This is a genomic window from Pseudomonas sp. TH49 (assembly GCF_016650625.1).
GTDB lineage: Bacteria > Pseudomonadota > Gammaproteobacteria > Pseudomonadales > Pseudomonadaceae > Aquipseudomonas > Aquipseudomonas fluorescens_H.
This window is the reverse complement of sequence record NZ_JAEKFL010000001.1, coordinates 2,661,940-2,680,997: the sequence shown is the minus strand read 5'-3', so window position 1 is coordinate 2,680,997 and position 19,058 is coordinate 2,661,940. Positions and strand designations below refer to the sequence as shown.

18 protein-coding genes and 1 tRNA gene are annotated in these 19,058 nt (G+C 60.2%); 11 read left to right on the top strand and 8 right to left on the bottom strand.

Annotation, left to right across the window (positions count from 1 at the left end):
• Positions 1 to 7 precede the first annotated feature (7 nt).
• The gene (locus JFU48_RS12230; RefSeq protein WP_007967664.1) at positions 8 to 313 is read left to right on the top strand and encodes a YkgJ family cysteine cluster protein; all 306 of its coding nucleotides are present in this window, start codon (positions 8 to 10) and stop codon (positions 311 to 313) included.
• Positions 314 to 446: 133 nt separating this feature from the next.
• Here the strand turns inward: JFU48_RS12230 and JFU48_RS12225 are convergent, their stop codons facing one another.
• The 6 genes from JFU48_RS12225 to hemA all read right to left on the bottom strand — a co-directional run bounded on the left by JFU48_RS12225 (position 447) and on the right by hemA (position 5,809).
• Positions 447 to 965 carry an acyloxyacyl hydrolase gene (locus tag JFU48_RS12225; RefSeq protein ID WP_045122633.1) on the bottom strand — a complete coding sequence of 173 codons (519 nt, stop codon included), beginning with the start codon at positions 963 to 965 and terminating at the stop codon, positions 447 to 449.
• Between the two features lie 114 nt (positions 966 to 1,079).
• Positions 1,080 to 1,871: a glutamate racemase gene (murI, locus tag JFU48_RS12220; RefSeq protein ID WP_201136603.1), complete on the bottom strand. Its 792-nt coding sequence runs from the start codon at positions 1,869 to 1,871 to the stop codon at positions 1,080 to 1,082.
• Positions 1,864 to 2,619, bottom strand: a complete 756-nt coding sequence (locus JFU48_RS12215; protein ID WP_201136602.1) for a molybdopterin-synthase adenylyltransferase MoeB — start codon at positions 2,617 to 2,619, stop codon at positions 1,864 to 1,866. Before JFU48_RS12215 ends, murI begins: the two co-directional genes overlap by 8 nt.
• Entirely contained in the window at positions 2,613 to 3,443 is an 831-nt protein-coding gene (gene prmC / locus JFU48_RS12210) for a peptide chain release factor N(5)-glutamine methyltransferase (protein WP_201136601.1), read from the bottom strand. The genes JFU48_RS12215 and prmC overlap by 7 nt, the downstream gene beginning before the upstream one ends.
• The gene (gene prfA, locus JFU48_RS12205) at positions 3,444 to 4,526 is read right to left on the bottom strand and encodes a peptide chain release factor 1 (protein ID WP_103520208.1); all 1,083 of its coding nucleotides are present in this window, start codon (positions 4,524 to 4,526) and stop codon (positions 3,444 to 3,446) included. It abuts the gene before it with no gap.
• A complete protein-coding gene (gene hemA / locus JFU48_RS12200) occupies positions 4,523 to 5,809 on the bottom strand; it encodes a glutamyl-tRNA reductase (protein WP_003228154.1) in 1,287 nt (428 codons plus the stop codon). Before hemA ends, prfA begins: the two co-directional genes overlap by 4 nt.
• A gap of 182 nt (positions 5,810 to 5,991) precedes the next feature.
• Here hemA and JFU48_RS12195 point away from each other — a divergent pair, with 182 nt between their 5' ends.
• The 8 genes from JFU48_RS12195 to ychF all read left to right on the top strand — a co-directional run bounded on the left by JFU48_RS12195 (position 5,992) and on the right by ychF (position 12,912).
• A complete protein-coding gene (locus JFU48_RS12195; RefSeq protein WP_003228155.1) occupies positions 5,992 to 7,716 on the top strand; it encodes a tetratricopeptide repeat protein in 1,725 nt (574 codons plus the stop codon).
• Between the two features lie 3 nt (positions 7,717 to 7,719).
• Complete coding sequence (gene lolB / locus JFU48_RS12190; protein ID WP_003228156.1) at positions 7,720 to 8,337, top strand: lipoprotein insertase outer membrane protein LolB; 618 nt, start codon at positions 7,720 to 7,722, stop codon at positions 8,335 to 8,337.
• A gap of 3 nt (positions 8,338 to 8,340) precedes the next feature.
• Positions 8,341 to 9,192 carry a 4-(cytidine 5'-diphospho)-2-C-methyl-D-erythritol kinase gene (gene ispE / locus JFU48_RS12185; protein ID WP_003228157.1) on the top strand — a complete coding sequence of 284 codons (852 nt, stop codon included), beginning with the start codon at positions 8,341 to 8,343 and terminating at the stop codon, positions 9,190 to 9,192.
• Positions 9,193 to 9,229: 37 nt separating this feature from the next.
• Positions 9,230 to 9,304, top strand: a tRNA-Gln gene (locus JFU48_RS12180).
• A gap of 45 nt (positions 9,305 to 9,349) precedes the next feature.
• Positions 9,350 to 10,291, top strand: coding sequence for a ribose-phosphate pyrophosphokinase (locus JFU48_RS12175; protein WP_003171603.1), 942 nt, complete (start codon positions 9,350 to 9,352; stop codon positions 10,289 to 10,291).
• Positions 10,292 to 10,432: 141 nt separating this feature from the next.
• Positions 10,433 to 11,035, top strand: a complete 603-nt coding sequence (locus JFU48_RS12170) for a 50S ribosomal protein L25/general stress protein Ctc (RefSeq protein ID WP_003228162.1) — start codon at positions 10,433 to 10,435, stop codon at positions 11,033 to 11,035.
• Between the two features lie 169 nt (positions 11,036 to 11,204).
• Positions 11,205 to 11,789 carry an aminoacyl-tRNA hydrolase gene (gene pth, locus JFU48_RS12165; protein ID WP_003228164.1) on the top strand — a complete coding sequence of 195 codons (585 nt, stop codon included), beginning with the start codon at positions 11,205 to 11,207 and terminating at the stop codon, positions 11,787 to 11,789.
• A 22-nt stretch (positions 11,790 to 11,811) separates the two neighbouring features.
• Positions 11,812 to 12,912 (top strand): redox-regulated ATPase YchF, encoded by a 1,101-nt coding sequence (ychF, locus tag JFU48_RS12160; protein WP_003228166.1) that lies wholly within the window; start codon positions 11,812 to 11,814, stop codon positions 12,910 to 12,912.
• A gap of 186 nt (positions 12,913 to 13,098) precedes the next feature.
• On the opposite strand, the gene JFU48_RS12155 is transcribed toward ychF, so the two are convergent.
• Entirely contained in the window at positions 13,099 to 14,316 is a 1,218-nt protein-coding gene (locus JFU48_RS12155; protein ID WP_003228168.1) for an MFS transporter, read from the bottom strand.
• Between the two features lie 442 nt (positions 14,317 to 14,758).
• On the opposite strand from JFU48_RS12155, the gene JFU48_RS12150 reads away from it, so the two are divergent.
• Positions 14,759 to 16,816, top strand: coding sequence for a methyl-accepting chemotaxis protein (locus JFU48_RS12150; RefSeq protein WP_201136600.1), 2,058 nt, complete (start codon positions 14,759 to 14,761; stop codon positions 16,814 to 16,816).
• On the opposite strand, the gene JFU48_RS12145 is transcribed toward JFU48_RS12150, so the two are convergent.
• Positions 16,809 to 17,711 carry a LysR substrate-binding domain-containing protein gene (locus JFU48_RS12145; protein ID WP_201136599.1) on the bottom strand — a complete coding sequence of 301 codons (903 nt, stop codon included), beginning with the start codon at positions 17,709 to 17,711 and terminating at the stop codon, positions 16,809 to 16,811. The genes JFU48_RS12150 and JFU48_RS12145 overlap by 8 nt on opposite strands.
• 226 nt (positions 17,712 to 17,937) lie before the next feature.
• Between JFU48_RS12145 and JFU48_RS12140 the strand changes: the two genes are divergently transcribed.
• Positions 17,938 to 19,056, top strand: a complete 1,119-nt coding sequence (locus tag JFU48_RS12140) for an ABC transporter ATP-binding protein (RefSeq protein ID WP_201136598.1) — start codon at positions 17,938 to 17,940, stop codon at positions 19,054 to 19,056.
• Positions 19,057 to 19,058: the final 2 nt, after the last annotated feature.

Sequence of the window (19,058 nt, the reverse complement as noted above, 5' to 3'; positions counted from 1 at the left end):
TGGCGCCATGAAAACCATTCCCCACCAGCAAATCACCGAGCCAGCGGTCACGTGTTCGACCTGTGCGGCGTGCTGTTGCCAGCTTGAAGTGATGCTGATCACCGACACTGGCGTGCCCGAACGCTTTATCGATACCGATGAATGGGGTGGTGAGGTGATGCTGCGTCTGGACGACGGCTGGTGCGCGGCGCTGGATCGCGACAGCATGATGTGCACGATCTACGAGAAACGTCCGCTGATCTGTCGCGAGTTCGAGATGGGCGCGCCGGAATGCATTGAAGAACGCAAAGGCATTGCCACTGCCTACCGCTGATTTCAACAGCAGCTCAAAACCAATGTGGGAGCGGGCTTGCTCGCGAATGCGGTGTGTCAGTCAATAGTGTTGTCGACTGACACACCGCATTCGCGAGCAAGCCCGCTCCCACAAAGATTTGTGCAAGCTGCAGTTACAGCGGCATCGAGTAATGCAGCGCGTAACTTTCTACACCGTCGTTGTTGCTGTTCAGACCGGCGTTGGAGTAGTGCGTCGCACGGATCCCCACTTCATGTCCGCCGTTGAAACGCAGGCCGAAACCAATACGGTCTTCGAACTGGAAGGACTGACCGATGTTGTTGCTTTCATATTTGGTGTTGGAAAAGGCCGCGACACCAATACCGGCCTCGACATACGGTTTGACCGACTGACCGGCAAACTCGTAAACAAATACCGGCGAGAACGACAGGCTGTTGTTGCTGGAAGTCTTGTCACCTTCCCAGTAAGTGTAAGCGCCGCTCCAGTAACCGGTCAGGCGACCGACGTCGCTTTGCAGCCAGCTCTTGTCCCAATCGAAATTCATGCCCAAGCGATAAGTCATCGTCGAATCGCTGGTTGCCCCCACTGCAAACTCAACGTTTGCCGCTTGTGCAGTAAAACTTTGCCCCATCAGTGCAGCCGCAATCGCGGCCAAGCAGAATAGTCGCTTCACGTTGAAAACTTCCTTTTCCGGAACGATCGTTTTGGTTTTCTAGTAAACCCAGCGGTATAGAAATCGGCGCTTGAGCAGAAGTTCAGCTGACTTTTTAGATATTTCACACTTTTTTTACAAGGTGAATTTTTCAACGTCACCGGCAACTTGGCCCAGCAGGGGCAAGGTTTTGCGAAAGGACTCGGGATCGGCGCTGGTCCAGAATCTGACTGGTTGGTTCAGGCCTTCGGCGAGCAGTTCACGCTCGGCCAGCAGTCGCTGCAATTGACGGGCGACGGCGGCACCGGTGTCGATCAGACTGATGTGGTCCGGGATCATCGACTTGAGCAGCGGCTTGAGAAACGGATAGTGGGTGCAGCCGAGAATGATCGTGTCGCAACCGTTGGCCAGCAGCGGATCGACATAGTGCTGCAGCAACGTGCGCAACTCGGCGCTGTGCAGATCACCGCTTTCAATCAGTTCCACCAGACCGGGACACGGCTGGGTGACGACGCGAACGTCTGTGGCAAAGCGATCGAGCAATGCGGCGAACTTGGCACTCTGCAAGGTGCCGGTGGTGGCGAGTACGCCGACCACACCGCTGCGGGTGGCGGCGGCAGCAGGTTTGACCGCGGGTTCCATGCCGACAATCGGCCACTGGGGGAAATCCCGGCGCAGATCGGCAACAGCGGCCACGGTCGCCGTGTTGCAGGCGATCACCAGGGCCTTGGCGCCCTGCTCGCGAAAAAAACCGGCCATCACATTGCAGCGCTGACGGATGAACTCCGGGGTTTTCTCACCGTAGGGGATGTGCCCGCAATCGGCGAAATACAGCAGTGATTCATGGGGCAGCAAGCGCTGGATCTCGGCCAGTACCGACAAGCCGCCGACACCGGAATCGAACACCGCGATCGGTGCCTCACGCATGCTGCGAACCACAGACGCTGCACCCCGGATCGCGCTTGACCCGCAGTTCACGGAAGCGCGAACCCAGGGCATCGATCAACAGCAAACGCCCCACCAGTGGTTCGCCAAAACCGACCAGCACTTTCAAGGCTTCAAGCGCCTGCAGACTGCCAACCAGCCCCACCAGCGGCCCGACTACACCGGCCTCGCTGCAGGTCAGTTCGGCTTCGCTGCCGTGTCCGTAGAGACAGTGGTAGCACGGACTTTCCGGGCGGCGCGGGTCGAACACCGACAACTGCCCTTCCAGACGAATCGCCGCGCCACTGACCAAGGGTTTGCGCGCCGCCACGCACGCGGCGTTGACCGCTTCGCGGGTGGAGAAATTGTCGGAACAGTCGAGCACCAGATCCACCGCGGCCACGGCGGCGGCCAGGGAATCCTCATCCAGCGCCTGACGATGGGCCACCAGTTGAATCTCCGGATTGATCGCGCTCAGGCGCTTGAGCGCCGAGTCGACCTTGCTCATGCCGACGCTGTCGGTGTCATGAATGATCTGGCGTTGCAGGTTGGTCAGGTCGACCGTGTCGAAATCCGCCAGATGCAACTCACCGACACCGGCCGCCGCCAGGTACAGCGCGACCGGCGCACCGAGACCGCCGAGGCCGACGATCAGTACACGACTGTCTTTAAGCTTCAGTTGCCCATCGATATCGATGTGTTGCAGCAGAATCTGCCGGCTGTAGCGCAGCAATTCCTGATCATTCAGCACGGCAGGCGCCCCAGGCTGATCCGTTGATGGCCGCCCAGATCGGTGCGGCTGTGAACTTCTTCGAAACCGCGGGTCAGCAACAGATCACGCACGGCTTCGGCTTGATCATAGCCGTGTTCGAGCATCAGCCAGCCGCCTGCTTCGAGATGCTCCGGGGCCCGGGCGACAATCAGGCGCAGATCGTCGAGCCCGTCGACACCCGCCACCAACGCACTGGCCGGTTCGAAGCGCACATCGCCATCGACCAGATGCGGGTCGGCGGCGGCGATGTAAGGCGGGTTGCTGATGATCAAATGGAAACGCTGGCCTTCGAGGGCGCTGAACCAGTGGCTGCTCAGCACCGTGGCGTTGTTCAGGTTCAAGCGGTGGCGATTGCGTTCGGCGAGGGCCACGGCTTCCAGTACACGATCCACCGCCGTGACCTTCCACGCCGGGCGCTCACTGGCGAGGGCCAAGGCAATCGCGCCGCTGCCGGTGCCCAGATCGAGAACGTTCGCCGGCGTTGCCGCCAGCAGTTCCAGCGCGGCCTCGACCAGCAATTCGGTATCCGGACGCGGGATCAGTGTGTGCGGAGCGACTTCCAGATCGAGCTTCCAGAACCCCTGCTGACCAAGAATGTAGGCCACCGGCTCACCGCCACGACGCCGTTGCAGGTACTCGGTAAAAATCAGCACCGCTTCGCTGGGCACGATGCGCTCGGGCCAGGTGTGCAGGAAACTGCGCGGCTTGCCCAGTGCCGCAGCCAGGAGCAGTTCGGCATCCAGACGCGCCGTGGGCGAGTCCGGCAATTCGGCGGCGCGCAACAGACTGGCAATGATGGTCATTTATTCACCTATCGCTGCAAGTTGGTCGGCCTGGTATTCGGCCAGCAAAGGCTCGATCACCGCTTCAACGCCGCCGGCGAGGATTTCATCAAGGGAGTACAGGGTCAGGTTGACGCGATGGTCGGTGACCCGGCCCTGGGCAAAGTTGTACGTGCGAATGCGCTCGGAGCGGTCGCCGGAACCCACGAGCAATTTACGTTCGCTGGCAATCGCGTTGGCCGCTGCGGCAGTCTGCTGGTCGTTGAGCTTGGCCGACAACCAGGCCATCGCCCGGGCACGGTTCTTGTGCTGGGAACGTTCTTCCTGGCATTCGACCACGATGCCGGTCGGCAAGTGGGTAATGCGGATCGCCGAGTCGGTCTTGTTCACGTGCTGACCACCGGCCCCGGAGGAACGGTAGGTGTCGACGCGCAGATCCGCCGGGTTGATCTCGATCGCTTCCTGCTCGTCCGGCTCCGGCAATACCGCCACGGTACAGGCCGAAGTGTGGATGCGGCCCTGGGATTCGGTGGCCGGCACGCGCTGCACACGGTGCGCGCCAGACTCGAACTTCAGCTTGCCGTAGACATTGTCGCCTTCGACCCGGGCAATGACTTCTTTATAGCCGCCGTGTTCACCCTCGTTTTCCGAGAGGATTTCCACGCGCCAGCCACGTCGCTCGGCGTAACGCGAGTACATGCGGAACAGGTCGCCGGAGAAGATCGCCGCCTCGTCGCCACCGGTGCCGGCGCGGATTTCGAGAAACACGTTGCGACCGTCGTTCGGGTCCTTGGGCAGCAGCATGCGCTGCAGATCGGATTCCAGGGTGATCAACAGCTCTTTGGCTTCGCGGACTTCTTCCACGGCCATTTCACGCATGTCCGGGTCGTTGTCCTTGAGCAGTGCCTGGGCACTCTCCAGATCATTTTGTACGCCGAGCAGCTTTTTATAAGCGGCGACGACCGGCTCGACTTCGGCGTATTCCTTGGAATAAGCGCGAAATCTGGCCTGATCGGAAATGACTTCAGCGTCGCCAAGCAGCGCAGTCAGTTCCTCGAATCGGTCCTGGAGGATGTCCAGCTTGTTGAGCAGTGACGCTTTCATTGCGGTTTTTTATCCGAAAAACTATCCGGTGAGCCCTCAAGGGCAAAGAGTTCCTGGGCCATGGCCAGCGCATCGAGGCGGCCTTCGGCAGAAAGCTTTTTCAGTTGCACGCTTGGAGCATGCAGCAGTTTATTGGTCAGGCCGCGAGCCAGTTGCCCGAGCACATCTTCGGCGTTGCCGCCGTTGGCCAGCAGACGCAGGGCTTTTTGCAGCTCCTCGTCGCGCAGGCGCTCGCTCTGTTGCCGATAGGCCTTGAGCACATCGACCGCGGCCAGCTCGCGCAGGCGCACCATGAAATCGTCGGCGCCGACCGAGACCATCTCTTCCGCGGCCTGGGCTGCGCCCTGACGACTCTTGAGGTTCTCGGCGACCACTTCGTGCAGATCGTCGACGCTATACAGGTAAACGTCGTCGAGTTCGCCGACTTCCGGCTCGATGTCCCGAGGTACGGCGATGTCGACCATGAAGATCGGCTTGTGCTTGCGCTGCTTCAGCGCACTTTCCACCGCGCCCTTGCCGAGGATCGGCAACTGGCTGGCGGTCGAACTGATCACGATATCGCTGCGCACCAGCTCCGCCGGAATGTCCGAGAGCAGCACCGCATGAGCGCCGAACTGCTCGGCCAGCAGGCTGGCGCGCTCCAGCGTGCGGTTGGCGACCACGATGCGCTTGACCCCCAACTCATGCAGATGGCGGGCAACCAGGGTGATGGTCTCGCCGGCGCCGATCAGCAGGGCCTGGCTGCGCTGCAGGTCGCTGAAAATTTGTTTGGCCAGGCTGACGGCGGCAAACGCCACGGACACCGGGTTCTCGCCGATGGCAGTGTCGGTGCGCACTTGCTTGGCGGCATTGAACGTCGCTTGAAACAGCCGCCCCAGCAGCGGGCCGATGGTCCCGGCCTCGCGAGCCACGGCGTAGGCCGACTTCATCTGGCCGAGAATCTGCGGTTCGCCCAGCACCAGCGAGTCGAGCCCGGAGGCGACGCGCATCATGTGACGAACTGCCGCATCATCTTCATGCACATAAGCACTCGCGCGCAGCTCATCGAGGCTTAAATGGTGATAATCGGCCAGCCAGCGCAGGACCAGATCAGCTGAAACCTGATCCTGTTCTATATAAAGCTCACTGCGATTGCAGGTGGAGAGGATCGCGGCTTCGCGGCTGTCGGTCATTCTGCAGAGCTGCTGCAAGGCCTCAACCAGTTGCTCAGGGGTAAAGGCCACGCGCTCGCGGACGTCTACTGAAGCAGTCTTGTGGTTAATACCGAGTGCGAGGAAGGCCATTCAAGGTCGCTGATAGTGACGTGAAGCCGGCAATTGTCCTACTTCGTCAGATTCAGAACAACTACCGCTGACTATTGTCCCAATGGTTGGTGCCTATAATGCTCACAACTGAGACTCGGTTATGTTTGGCCGAAGGCTTGTGTCATGATGATCCGACCGCAGGTTAGTCGTCCTCTTCCTATATGAATAGATCTTCCGCGTTGCTCCTAGCTTTTGTCTTCCTCAGCGGCTGCCAGGCCTTGGCCCCCGTTTCGCCGGACGGTACCCCGCCGGTCGAAGACACCACGCCCACGCCTGAAAAGCCCAAGGTTTACAGCTCGTTCAGCGAGGAAACCGTATACAGCCTGTTGACCGCCGAACTCGCCGGCCAGCGCAATCGTTTCGACATTGCCCTGGACAACTACGTGACCCAGGCCATCAACACCCAGGATCCGGGGGTTTCCGAGCGCGCGTTCCGCATCGCCGAATACCTCGGTGCCGACCAGCCTGCGCTGGATACCGCGCTGATCTGGGCGAGAAACGCCCCGGACGATCTGGAAGCGCAACGCGCCGCCGCCGTGCAACTGGCCCGCGCCGGGCGTTATGACGACTCCATGGTCTACATGGAAAAAGTCCTGCAGGGCAAGGGCGACACCCATTTCGACTTTCTCGCGCTGTCCGCGGCCGATACCGATCAGGAAACCCGCAACGGCCTGATGAAGAGTTTCGACCGCCTGCTGCAGCGTCATCCGAACAACAATCAGCTGATTTTCGGCAAGGCCCTGCTGCTGCAGCAGGACGGCGACAATAAAGCGGCGCTGCGCCTGCTTGAAGACCATCCGCCGGAAGACGGCGAAATCGCCCCGATCCTGCTGCGCGCCCGCCTGCTGCAAACCATGAATCGTGGCGACGAGGCACTGCCGCTGCTGCGCAAAAGCATCAAGAAGTACCCGGACGACAAGCGTCTGCGCCTGACCTACGCACGTACATTGGTTGAACAGGACCGGATGGACGACGCCAAGGTCGAGTTCTCCACGCTCGTTCAGCAATACCCGGAAGACGACGAACTGCGTTACTCGCTGGCGCTGGTCTGCCTGGAAGCCAAGGCCTGGGACGAGGCCAAGGGTTATCTGGAAGACCTGATCGCGCGCGAAAGTCACGTCGATTCGGCGCACCTGAACCTCGGTCGCATCGCTGAAGAGCGCAACGATCCGCAGGGCGCGCTGATCGAGTACGCCCAGGTCGGCCCGGGCAACGACTATCTGCCGGCGCAACTGCGTCAGGCCGATATCCTGATGAACAACGGCAAGACCGCCGAAGCCCAGAGCAAGCTGGCCGCCGAGCGTGACGCCCAGCCGGATTACGCGATCCAGTTGTATCTGATCGAATCCGAAACCCTGTCGGCCAACAAACAGGACGACAAGGCCTGGAAAGTCTTGCAGCAAGCCTTGCTGCAATACCCGGACGACCTGAATCTGCTCTACACCCGCGCCATGCTCGCGGAAAAACGCAATGACCTGGCGCAGATGGAAAAAGACCTGCGCCTGATCATCAAGCGCGATCCGGACAACGCCATGGCGCTCAATGCGCTGGGCTACACCCTGTCCGATCGCACCACCCGTTACGCTGAAGCCAAGGCGCTGATCGAACAGGCGCACCAGATCAATCCGGAAGACCCGGCGGTACTCGACAGCCTCGGCTGGGTGAATTTCCGCCTGGGCAATCTGGACGACGCCGAGAAATATCTGCGTCAGGCCCTCGAGCGTTTCCCTGACCACGAAGTCGCCGCGCACCTGGGCGAAGTCCTGTGGGTCAAGGGCAATCAGCGCGAGGCGAAGCAGATCTGGGGCAAGTACCTCAAAGATCAGCCCGACAGCACCATTCTGCGCAGCACCATCAAGCGCCTGACCGGATCCGAGACTCTTTAACTCATGTTTTTGCGCCACGTTATTGTTTTCAGCTTCATCGCCCTGCTCGCCGGTTGCGCGGGCTTCGGCGCTCGCGAATCGGTCGAGGGTCACGGCAGTCCGGCTCAGTGGGCCGCGAACAAACAACAGCTGACCGCCCTCGACGGCTGGCAGATCGACGGCAAGATCGGCATCCGCGCACCGAAAGATTCCGGTAGCGGCACGCTGTTCTGGCTGCAACGCCAGGACTACTACGACATTCGCCTGTCCGGCCCGCTGGGTCGCGGCGCGGCGCGCCTGACCGGGCGCCCGGGCAAGGTCTCGCTGGAAGTCGCCAACCAGGGCCGCTATGACTCCGAGTCGCCGGAAGCGCTGCTTGAAGAACAACTCGGCTGGAAACTGCCGGTGTCCAATCTGGCCTGGTGGGTTCGTGGCCTGCCGGCGCCAAGCAGCAAAAGCCGTGTGTCCCTCGATAACGACAGTCGCCTGGCCAACCTGGAACAGGACGGCTGGAAGGTCGAATACCTCAGCTATGCCGAACAAAACGGTTACTGGCTGCCCGAGCGGATCAAGCTGCACGGCACCGATCTGGACGTGACGCTGGTGATCAAGACCTGGCAACCGCGTAAATTGGGGCAATAAAGCATGACCGCTCCACGTCTGACGCTGCCGTCGCCGGCCAAGCTCAACCTTATGCTGCACATTCTCGGGCGCCGTGCAGACGGCTACCACGAACTGCAGACGCTGTTTCAGTTTGTCGATTACGGCGACGAAATCACCTTCGCCGTACGCGATGACGGCGTGATTCAACTGCACACCGAATTCGCGGGCGTGCCCCACGACAGCAATCTGATCGTGCGCGCGGCAAAAATGCTTCAGCAACAGTCCGGCTGCACACTCGGCATCGACATCTGGATCGACAAGGTGCTGCCCATGGGCGGCGGCATCGGTGGCGGCAGCTCCAACGCGGCGACCACCCTGCTCGGCCTCAATCACTTGTGGCAACTGGGCTGGGATGAAGATCGCCTCGCGGCACTGGGCCTTTCGCTCGGTGCAGACGTGCCGGTTTTCGTCCGTGGCCATGCAGCATTTGCCGAAGGCGTGGGCGAGAAACTGACCCCGGTCGACCCCGAAGAACCGTGGTATCTGGTACTCGTGCCGCAAGTCTCTGTAAGTACGGCAGAAATTTTTTCCGATCCTTTGTTGACACGTAACACGCCGCCCATTAAAGTGCGCCCCGTTCCCGAGGGAAACAGTCGAAATGACTGCTTGCCGGTGGTTGCAAGGCGTTATCCAGAGGTACGTAACGCATTGGATTTGTTAGGTAAATTTACCGAAGCAAAACTCACCGGAACTGGAAGTTGTGTGTTTGGGGGCTTCCCAAGCAAAGCTGAAGCTGATAAAGTCTCGGCCCTTCTGACAGAGACCCTTACAGGGTTTGTAGCGAAAGGAAGCAACGTTTCGATGTTGCATCGCAAGCTGCAAAGTCTGCTCTAAAAGGAATCAAGTGCCAGGCACTTGAAGCAACAGATACAGGGGCGTCGCCAAGCGGTAAGGCAGCAGGTTTTGATCCTGCCATGCGTTGGTTCGAATCCAGCCGCCCCTGCCATTTTCTATACTCATCCAGGTTACCCTCAGCCTCTAGGTACTGCGCGTGTCCAAGATGATGGTCTTTACGGGGAACGCTAACCCCGATCTGGCTCGGCGTGTTGTACGTCAGCTGCATATCCCTCTCGGTGACATCTCTGTCGGCAAATTTTCCGACGGCGAAATTACTGCCGAGATCAATGAAAACGTTCGCGGTAAAGACGTTTTCATTATTCAGCCGACTTGCGCTCCGACCAACGATAACCTGATGGAACTGGTAGTGATGGCTGATGCCTTCCGCCGCTCCTCGGCTACTCGTATTACTGCTGTTATTCCTTATTTTGGTTATGCCCGTCAGGATCGCCGTCCGCGTTCCGCACGTGTGGCTATCAGCGCGAAAGTCGTTGCTGACATGCTTACCGTAGTCGGCATCGACCGTGTTCTCACGGTTGATCTGCATGCTGACCAGATTCAGGGTTTCTTCGATATTCCGGTAGATAACATCTACGGCTCCCCGGTTCTGGTGGATGACATTGAAGATCAGCGCTTCGAAAACCTGATGATCGTGTCCCCGGACATTGGTGGCGTCGTGCGTGCACGGGCTGTTGCCAAATCCCTGGGCGTGGATCTCGGGATCATCGACAAACGCCGTGAGAAAGCCAATCACTCTGAAGTGATGCATATCATCGGTGATGTCGAAGGGCGTACCTGCATTCTGGTCGATGACATGGTCGATACCGCCGGCACTCTGTGCCACGCGGCCAAGGCCCTGAAAGAGCATGGCGCAGCCAAGGTCTTTGCCTACTGCACACACCCTGTGCTGTCGGGTCGGGCCATCGAGAATATCGAAAATTCCGTGCTGGACGAACTGGTGGTGACTAACACCATCCCGCTGTCCGCTGCAGCACAAGCCTGTGCACGTATCCGTCAACTGGATATCGCACCGGTTGTTGCCGAAGCGGTTCGCCGCATCAGCAATGAAGAATCGATCAGCGCGATGTTCCGTTAAGGGCCCTGCCCTTCTCGAAATGTCTCGTTGACGAAAAGCGCCCCGCCCCGGCATTCCTGTCGGGGCGGGGCTTTTTTGCCCATACCGTGTTCGGCGCTGGTCGCAAACGCCACTCGGTCATGGCTATTTTGGAGATACAAAATGAACGATTTTACTCTGAATGCTGAAGTGCGTTCCGACCTGGGGAAAGGTGCGAGCCGCCGCCTGCGTCGTCTCGCAAGCCTGGTTCCAGCTGTAGTTTACGGTGGCGACAAAGCCCCTGAATCCATCAGCATGCTGGCCAAAGAAGTTGCCAAACTGCTCGAAAACGAAGCGGCTTACAGCCACATCATCGAGCTGAACGTTGGTGGCAAGAAGCAGAACGTCGTGATCAAAGCTCTGCAACGTCACCCGGCCAAAGGCCACGTGATGCACGCTGACTTCGTACGCGTTGTAGCTGGCCAGAAACTGACCGCTATCGTTCCTGTGCACTTCATCAACGAAGCTGCTCCAGTGAAGAAAGGCGGCGAAATCTCGCACGTTGTTGCCGAGATCGAAGTTTCCTGCCTGCCAAAAGATCTGCCTGAGTTCATCGAAGTCGACCTGGCTGACGCTGAAATCGGCACCATCGTTCACCTGTCGGACCTCAAAGCTCCTAAAGGTGTCGAGTTCGTTGCTCTGGCACACGGCGATGACAAGGCAGTAGCCAACGTCCACGCTCCACGTGTTGCTCCAGAAGCTACCGAAGAAGGCGCAGCAGAGTAATTTCACTCTGTTCGTCGGAGTGAGTGAAACATCGCGGACTGGAACGTAGCGAGAAAGCGGGCGAGAACGCGGAGTTTACATTCATGGTAAATGAGCAATTTTCGTCCACTTTCGCCGCCTTCACTGCTTGCGGCGATGTTATCCACCACTCCAAGGAAGGGCCCCTATCGTGACTGCCATCAAACTGATCGTTGGCCTGGGAAATCCAGGCGCTGAATACGAACAGACCCGGCATAACGCAGGGGCCCTTTTTGTTGAGCGCATCGCTGCCGCGCAAGGTGTGAACCTTGTGGCCGATCGCAAATATTTCGGCCTGACCGGGCGCTACTCGCATCAGGGTCAGGATGTTCGTCTGCTGATTCCCACCACCTACATGAACCGCAGCGGCCAGGCCGTGGCGGCACTCGCCGGTTTCTTCCGCATCAAGCCTGAAGAAATCCTGGTGGCGCACGACGAACTCGACCTGCCTCCGGGCGTCGCCAAGCTCAAGCAGGGCGGCGGCCATGGCGGTCACAACGGGTTGCGCGACATCATCGCGCAACTGGGCAATCAGAATACTTTCTACCGCCTGCGGCTTGGCATCGGCCACCCGGGCGTCGCCAGTATGGTTTCAAATTTCGTCCTGGGTCGTGCGCCACGCGCCGAACAGGAAAAACTCGATGCCAGCATCGACTTTGCCCTCGGCGTGCTGCCGGATATCCTCGCCGGTGAATGGAACCGCGCGATGAAAAACCTGCACAGCCAGAAGGCCTGACTCTAATCCGAGGGGAAACACCATGGGATTCAATTGCGGCATCGTCGGCCTGCCTAACGTCGGCAAGTCCACCCTGTTCAACGCCCTGACCAAATCCGGTATCGCGGCCGAGAACTTCCCCTTCTGCACCATCGAGCCGAACAGCGGCATCGTGCCGATGCCGGATCCACGTCTGGAGGCTCTGGCGGCCATCGTCAATCCGAAGCGCATCCTGCCGACCACCATGGAATTCGTCGACATCGCAGGCCTGGTGGCCGGCGCGTCGAAAGGTGAAGGTCTGGGCAACAAGTTCCTGGCCAACATTCGCGAAACCGACGCCATCGCTCACGTCGTGCGCTGCTTCGAAGACGACAACGTGATCCACGTTTCCAACAGCGTCGACCCGAAGCGCGACATCGAGATCATCGACCTGGAACTGATCTTCGCCGACCTCGACAGCTGCGAGAAGCAACTGCAGAAAGTCGCGCGCAACGCCAAGGGTGGTGACAAGGACGCCGTGGTTCAGAAGGCTCTGCTGGAGCAACTGATCGCGCACTTCACCGAAGGCAAGCCTGCGCGCAGCCTGATGAAGAACATGAGCGCTGACGAAAAGGCCGTGATCAAGGGCTTCCACCTGCTGACCACCAAACCGGTCATGTACATCGCCAACGTCGCTGAAGACGGTTTCGAGAACAACCCGCACCTGGACGTGGTCAAGGCCATCGCCGAAGAAGAAGGCGCCATGGTCGTTCCGGTGTGCAACAAGATCGAAGCGGAAATCGCCGAGCTCGACGACGGCGAAGAGAAAGACATGTTCCTCGAGGCCCTGGGCCTGGAAGAGCCTGGCCTGAACCGCGTGATCCGCGCCGGCTACGAAATGCTGCACCTGCAGACCTACTTCACTGCTGGTGTTGAAGAAGTCCGCGCCTGGACCGTCCGCGTCGGTGCCACCGCACCACAAGCCGCTGGCGTGATCCACACCGACTTCGAAAAAGGCTTCATCCGCGCCGAAGTGATCGCCTACAACGACTTCATCCAGTACAAGGGCGAAGCCGGTACCAAGGAAGCCGGTAAATGGCGCCTGGAAGGCAAGGACTACATCGTCAAAGACGGCGACGTAATGCACTTCCGCTTCAACGTGTAAGCAACACGCCCAAGAAAAAGCCGCGTTTGATACGCGGCTTTTTTGTGCCTGACAGATTTGTATGCAACACCAGCAATACCCTGTGGGAGCGGGCTTGCTCGCGAAGGCGATGTGTCAGCCACATTAATATCGACTGATACACCGCATTCGCGAGCAAGCCCGCTCCCACAGTTGGAATTGTGTAGGTCAGGTTTTTTTGGTGCGCGGCAAGAAAATCGCCAGCACGCCAAACAACGGCAAAAACGAGCACAGGAAATACACGTATTCGATGCCATGTACATCCGCCAGATGCCCAAGCAGCGCCGCGCCAATCCCGCCAAACCCGAACATCAAGCCGAAGAACACCCCGGCAATCATCCCGACATTGCCCGGCACCAGTTCCTGCGCGTAAACCACAATCGCCGAGAACGCCGAAGCGAGAATGAAGCCGATCACCACGCTGAGGACAGTGGTCCAGAACAGATCGACGTGCGGCATCAGCAAGGTGAACGGTGCCACGCCGAGGATCGAAAACCAGATCACCGCCTTACGCCCGATCTTGTCGCCAATCGGCCCGCCAAAGAACGTCCCCGCCGCCACCGCGCCGAGAAACAGGAACAGGTGCAGCTGCGAACTGGCCACCGACAGGTCGAACTTCTCGATCAGGTAAAAGGTGAAATAGCTGGTGAGGCTGGCCATGTAGAAATACTTGGAGAACACCAGCAAGCCGAGCACCACCAGCGCACTGGTCACCCTGCCCTTCGACAACCCGTGAGTCGCCGCCTGCCCGGCCTTGAGCTTGAACAGGTTGAGGTGATGGGCGTACCAGCGGCTGATGCGGTACAGCACGAACAGCGCAAACACGGCGAACAGACCGAACCACGCCACGTTGCCCTGACCGAACGGAATGATGATCGCCGCTGCCAGCAACGGGCCGAACGCAGAACCGGCGTTACCACCGACCTGGAAGGTCGACTGCGCCAGACCGAAGCGCCCGCCCGAGGCCAACCGCGCGATCCGCGAAGCCTCGGGGTGGAAAGTCGAGGAGCCGATACCGATCAGCGCCGCCGCCAGCAGAATCAACGGGAAACTGCCGACCATCGACATCATCACGATGCCGATCAGCGTGCAAACCGAACCTGCCGGCAATAGCCACGGTTTCGGATGGCGGTCAGTGTGATAACCGACCCACGGCTGCAGCAACGATGCTGTCAGTTGAAAGGTCAGGGTAATCAAACCGACTTGGGTGAAGCTCAAACCATAGTTGGCCTTGAGCATCGGATAGATCGACGGCAGCACTGACTGAATCAGGTCGTTGATCAAATGCGCCAGCGCCACCGCGCCGATGATACGCATCACCAACGGGCTGCTTTGGGGAGGAGCGGACGCCGAGGCAGCGGCGGTCTGAGCGTTGCTGATAGCCATGAAAGTTTCCGTACAGCAGATGGGTGCACGCAGGCAGGTGCGCCAATGTGCCATTTTTCGGTGCGCCAGCGCCATCCCCTTAGCCAGCTAACTAATCAACCGAATAACAGACCAATCTCTGTAGGAGCTGCCGAAGGCTGCGATCTTTTGATCTTGATCTTAAAAACAGAGATCAAAAGATCGTCCGATCGCGGCCCGAGCCTTCGGCAGCTCCTACATGGGATAGGTGATAGCCCAACGCCATGGTCTGAATCTTGCCTTGCTTCTCTCCTCGAACGCGGCCGCCTTACAAAGGCAGCCGAGAATGGGAAGTTTCGCTACAGAGCCGGCCTACAGAGCGGGCGAGAGTGAACTTTCGAGGCCTTTTAGCAGGGCACGACATCGAGGTCGCACTACCGCGATGCACGCCATTGGTGCGTGGTGTCCAGAGGAGTCATGAGGCATGCAGGCTTTCTTGTCACCGGGGATCAAATTGCTGGGGCGGTTTGGATTCGCACGTAAATTCCAGCTGTTGTTTCTGCTGTTTATTCTGCCGTTGGCCGGCAGTCTGTTGATGATCGGCCAGGACTATCGCGACAAGCTCAACCTGATTTCCGGCGAACGCGCCGGTGTACGCCAGTTGCTCAGCCTCGATGCGCTGGACAACCTGCTCGCCGCCCAACGTGACCGCGCCGCCCGTTGGCGCGCCACCGAAACCAATCGCCAGCCAACCCCGGCAACCCTCGCCGCCATGGCTGCGTTCGACAAGGTTCAGCCCGCCGTTGTGCAAGCCACCACGGATCTGGGCGACGCCCTGAAAAATGAAGGTGCCGAAGGCGAAACCCTCGCTCGCTATCAAGCCCTGCAAACCGCGCTCGGTGGTCTGGACTCAAAAAGCCTGAGCAGCGTCGGTTGGTGGCCGGACGGTTATGAGCGTTTCACCAACGCCCTCAGCGCCCTGCAAGCCTTGCGCGAGCAGATTGTCATGGACAACCGCCTGACGCTGGCGCCATGGCTGGAAACCTATCTGCTGACGCAGATCTCCACGCAGCACGCACCGGATCTGATCGAGCGCGTGGGTCGCCTGGCGGCGGTCGGCCAGGCTTCGGTGGTCTCGGGACAATTCACCCTGCAAAGCCGCTTGCAGCTACGCGACCTGCGCGGCCGCATCGGCGACGCCCGCGAGCAGCTTGTCAAAACGGCAGGCCTGCTCGAAGCGCGCCTGCCGAGCGATCTGCAAACCTGGGCCGGTCAGTACCACGACAGTCTCAAGCGTCTCGACGCTGGGCTGAAAGTGCTGGATGAGGGCGTGTTCGGCGGCAGCATTACCCTCAAACCGGAAGACTTCGAACGCAGCCTCGATGCATTGCTGGGCGATCTTGCGTCGCTGCGCCAGCAATCGCTGCTGTCGCTGGATCAGCGTCTGGATGCCTACCACGCTTCGGCGATTCGCCAGTTCATCGTGGTCGCGGCGATCTTCGGTTGCCTGCTGCTGGCGGCGCTGTACCTGTTCGTCTGCCTGCAGGCTTCGATCCGCCGCAGCGCCAGCGGCATCACCCTGCTGGCCGAGGCCCTGCGTGACGGCAACCTGAGCCTGCAAGTGCCGGTGGTGGGCCGCGATGAGCTGGCGGCGATCAGCACCGCACTCAACGTTGCCGTGGTGCAACTGCGCGCCAGCATGCTCGGGGTCGATCACGAAACCTCGCAACTGAGCCACGCGGTGCGCAGCCTCAACGATCACTCCAGCGGTGCGCTCAGTGAAGTCGAAGCGCAGCAGTTGCAGATCAGCCAGATCGCCGCCGCTGCCACGCAACTCGCCGCCACTTCGCAAGGTGTGGCGCAGAGTTGCGAACAGGCGTCCGGCAGCGCCCAGCACACCCGGCGCATCGCCGCTGACAGCAGCCGCGACAGTCAGCGCACCACGGCGAGCATTCAGCAACTCAACCAACGCCTCAACGAAACCGCAGCGGCGCTCGGTCGAGTCAGCGAGCAAGGTCAGCAGATTCAACTGGTGGTCGACACCATTCGTGGCGTCGCCGAGCAGACTAACCTGCTGGCACTCAACGCTGCGATCGAGGCAGCACGCGCCGGCGAACAGGGACGCGGCTTTGCCGTGGTCGCCGATGAAGTGCGCAGCCTGTCGCAGCGCACCCAGTCATCGACCGCGCAGATTGCCGGCACGGTCGACAGCCTGCGCGCCACGGTCAACGAAGCGGTGAGTCTGATGGAAGCCGCATGCGGCCAGGCGCAATCGGATGCCGAAGCGGTGACCGGTCTTGGTGAACGTCTCGGCGAAATTGCCAGCGCGGTGCAGAGCGTCACTGACACCCTGGCGCAGATCGCCACCGCCGTCGAAGAACAGGCAAGCACCGCCGATGAAGTCAGCGGCAATATCCAGCAGGTCGATCAAGCCGCGGTGCGTCTGCTGGAAGGCGCCCGTGCAGTGAACCTGGCGGCGGACACCCTGAGCCAGGGCAGCAAGGCCCTGAGCGACAACACCGCACGCTTCCGCCTCAGTTGATCCGCGCCTCGGGGAAGTCCGCTTCCAGCTCGGTCTTCAGCCACTGAATAAACCACGCCGCATCCGCCGACAGTTCGGCGGACGGCGTGAGGACCCGATAGCTTTCCAGCTTCACCTGGGCGTCCACCGCGCGCACCAGTTTGCCGGATTTGAGTTCCTCGCGAACCAGCACTTCGTTGGCCAGGGCAATGCCCTGCCCGCTTTCGGCCACCGACAGCGCGTGATCGTTGTTGACGTAGAGCATGTCGGAATTGAGGTGAATATCCAGGTCGTGCGCGGCGAACCACAGGTTCCACCATTCGCCGTCATCGACATGGATCAGCTCGTGGCGGATCAGATCCGCCGGGCTGGTCACAGGTCCGATGCTGGCGAGATAGTGCGGGGTGCAGATCGGAAACACGCGCGGGCAGATCAACGCCTCACGGGAGTCGGCGTACTGCCCGTCGAGCCCGTAGACGATGCCCAGATCGGCGCTTTTGCCATCGACTTCGGTGAAGGTCGAGTTCGGCTCGATGGCGAACTTCAAACCCGGACGCAAATGACGCATCGCTTCAATCCGTGGCATCAGCCAACGCTTGGCGAACCCCGGCACCACCATGATCCGCAACCAGCGCTCGGCCTCTTTGGGCTGCGCTTCCTTGCCGGCCTCGATGATCAACTGCAGGGCGGCGGCGATCTTGCGGTGGTACTTCTCCCCCGCCGCTGTCAGGTTGACCCCGCGCGAAGTGCGCTCGAACAACTGAATGCCCAGCCACTCCTCCAGCAACTTCACGTGCCGACCAATCGCTGGCTGGGTCACATGCAGGGCCTTCGAGGCTTCGACATAGCTGCCCAGGCGCGCGGCGGCATCAAACGCACGCACCGCGTTGAGCGGCGGCAAACGGTGGTCGGGCATGATTCCTGGCACCTTTGGCTGTTAAATTAACTAACACCTGCCATGTTTAAATTGAAGTTTCGCCCCGCGCAAGCCCTCGCTGATAATCGAGCCACAGCAGAACAAAAAAACAGCTGGTTTCACCCCGAACGCAATCTCGATCCTGCCCAGAAAAATAATATCCATGGCCCGACGACGTCGCTGATTCACAGCGCCATCGCAGGCATGGGGGAATCGGAGGTAACGCATGAATGCCCTGCATTCGCTGCAAACGCTGGCGGTGTCGATCCGCTCGGTGCGCAAGGTTTACGGTGATCCGAACACCGGTCCGGTGGCGTTGAAAAACATCGACCTGGACATCCGCGACAACGAATTCTTCACCCTGCTCGGCCCTTCCGGCTGCGGCAAAACCACCCTGCTGCGGATGATCGCCGGCTTCGAGTTTCCCACCGAAGGCGAGATCCTGCTGTACGGCGAAAACATCGCCGACCGCCCGCCGTTCCAGCGCCCGGTCAATACGGTGTTCCAGCATTACGCACTGTTCCCGCACATGACCATCGCCGAAAACCTGGCCTTCGGCCTCGAATCGCAGCCGATGGGCAAAGTCCTGAGCAAGACGCAGATCGCCGAGCGCGTGCGCGAGATGCTCGCGCTGGTGCAGATGGAGCGCTTCGCCCAACGCAAACCGGCGCAGCTGTCCGGCGGTCAGCAACAGCGTGTCGCCCTCGCCCGCGCACTGGCGCCACACCCCAAAGTGCTGCTGCTCGATGAGCCACTGTCAGCGCTCGATCTGAAGCTGCGCCAGGCCATGCGCGAAGAGCTGAAATCGATTCAGGCCAAGACCGGCATCACCTTCATCTTCGTCACCCACGACCAGGAAGAAGCGCTGACCATGTCCGACCGCATCGCCGTGTTGTCCGAAGGCGAAGTGCAGCAGGTCGGCCGCCCGCAAGACATTTACGAACGCCCGCGCAATCGCTTCGTCGCCGACTTCATTGGCGAAACCAATTTCATCGAAGGCACGGTCACGCAAGTCGAAGACGGCATGGCCTGGTTCGCCGGGCCGGCCGGGCATCCGTTGCCGGCGCAAACGTGCAGCGATGTGGCGGTCGGCGCCAGCGTGACGTTGTCGGTGCGTCCGGAACGCCTGCATCTGGTCGCAGCCGACATGGAAAACGCCTTGCCGTGCCGGATCGAAGCGCAGATCTACCTCGGCACCGATCTGCAATATCAGGTCAGCCTCAGCGACGGTTCACGCCTCACCGTGCGCACGCCCAACTGCGTCGACCAGAGCCTGCGCTTTGCCGTCGGCAGTCAGGCCGGTCTGTTGTTCGACCGGGGAAGCGCGAGCGTTTTGCACGATTGAGC

Excerpts from the sequence above, each read along its gene's own strand:
- JFU48_RS12230 (WP_007967664.1), top strand. The coding sequence starts at position 8 with ATGAAAACCATTCCCCACCAGCAAATCACCGAGCCAGCGGTCACGTGT.
- murI (WP_201136603.1), bottom strand. The coding sequence starts at position 1,871 with ATGCGTGAGGCACCGATCGCGGTGTTCGATTCCGGTGTCGGCGGCTTG.
- prmC (WP_201136601.1), bottom strand. The coding sequence starts at position 3,443 with ATGACCATCATTGCCAGTCTGTTGCGCGCCGCCGAATTGCCGGACTCG.
- prfA (WP_103520208.1), bottom strand. The coding sequence starts at position 4,526 with ATGAAAGCGTCACTGCTCAACAAGCTGGACATCCTCCAGGACCGATTC.
- hemA (WP_003228154.1), bottom strand. The coding sequence starts at position 5,809 with ATGGCCTTCCTCGCACTCGGTATTAACCACAAGACTGCTTCAGTAGAC.
- JFU48_RS12195 (WP_003228155.1), top strand. The coding sequence starts at position 5,992 with ATGAATAGATCTTCCGCGTTGCTCCTAGCTTTTGTCTTCCTCAGCGGC.
- lolB (WP_003228156.1), top strand. The coding sequence starts at position 7,720 with ATGTTTTTGCGCCACGTTATTGTTTTCAGCTTCATCGCCCTGCTCGCC.
- ispE (WP_003228157.1), top strand. The coding sequence starts at position 8,341 with ATGACCGCTCCACGTCTGACGCTGCCGTCGCCGGCCAAGCTCAACCTT.
- JFU48_RS12170 (WP_003228162.1), top strand. The coding sequence starts at position 10,433 with ATGAACGATTTTACTCTGAATGCTGAAGTGCGTTCCGACCTGGGGAAA.
- ychF (WP_003228166.1), top strand. The coding sequence starts at position 11,812 with ATGGGATTCAATTGCGGCATCGTCGGCCTGCCTAACGTCGGCAAGTCC.
- JFU48_RS12155 (WP_003228168.1), bottom strand. The coding sequence starts at position 14,316 with ATGGCTATCAGCAACGCTCAGACCGCCGCTGCCTCGGCGTCCGCTCCT.
- JFU48_RS12150 (WP_201136600.1), top strand. The coding sequence starts at position 14,759 with ATGCAGGCTTTCTTGTCACCGGGGATCAAATTGCTGGGGCGGTTTGGA.
- JFU48_RS12145 (WP_201136599.1), bottom strand. The coding sequence starts at position 17,711 with ATGCCCGACCACCGTTTGCCGCCGCTCAACGCGGTGCGTGCGTTTGAT.
- JFU48_RS12140 (WP_201136598.1), top strand. The coding sequence starts at position 17,938 with ATGAATGCCCTGCATTCGCTGCAAACGCTGGCGGTGTCGATCCGCTCG.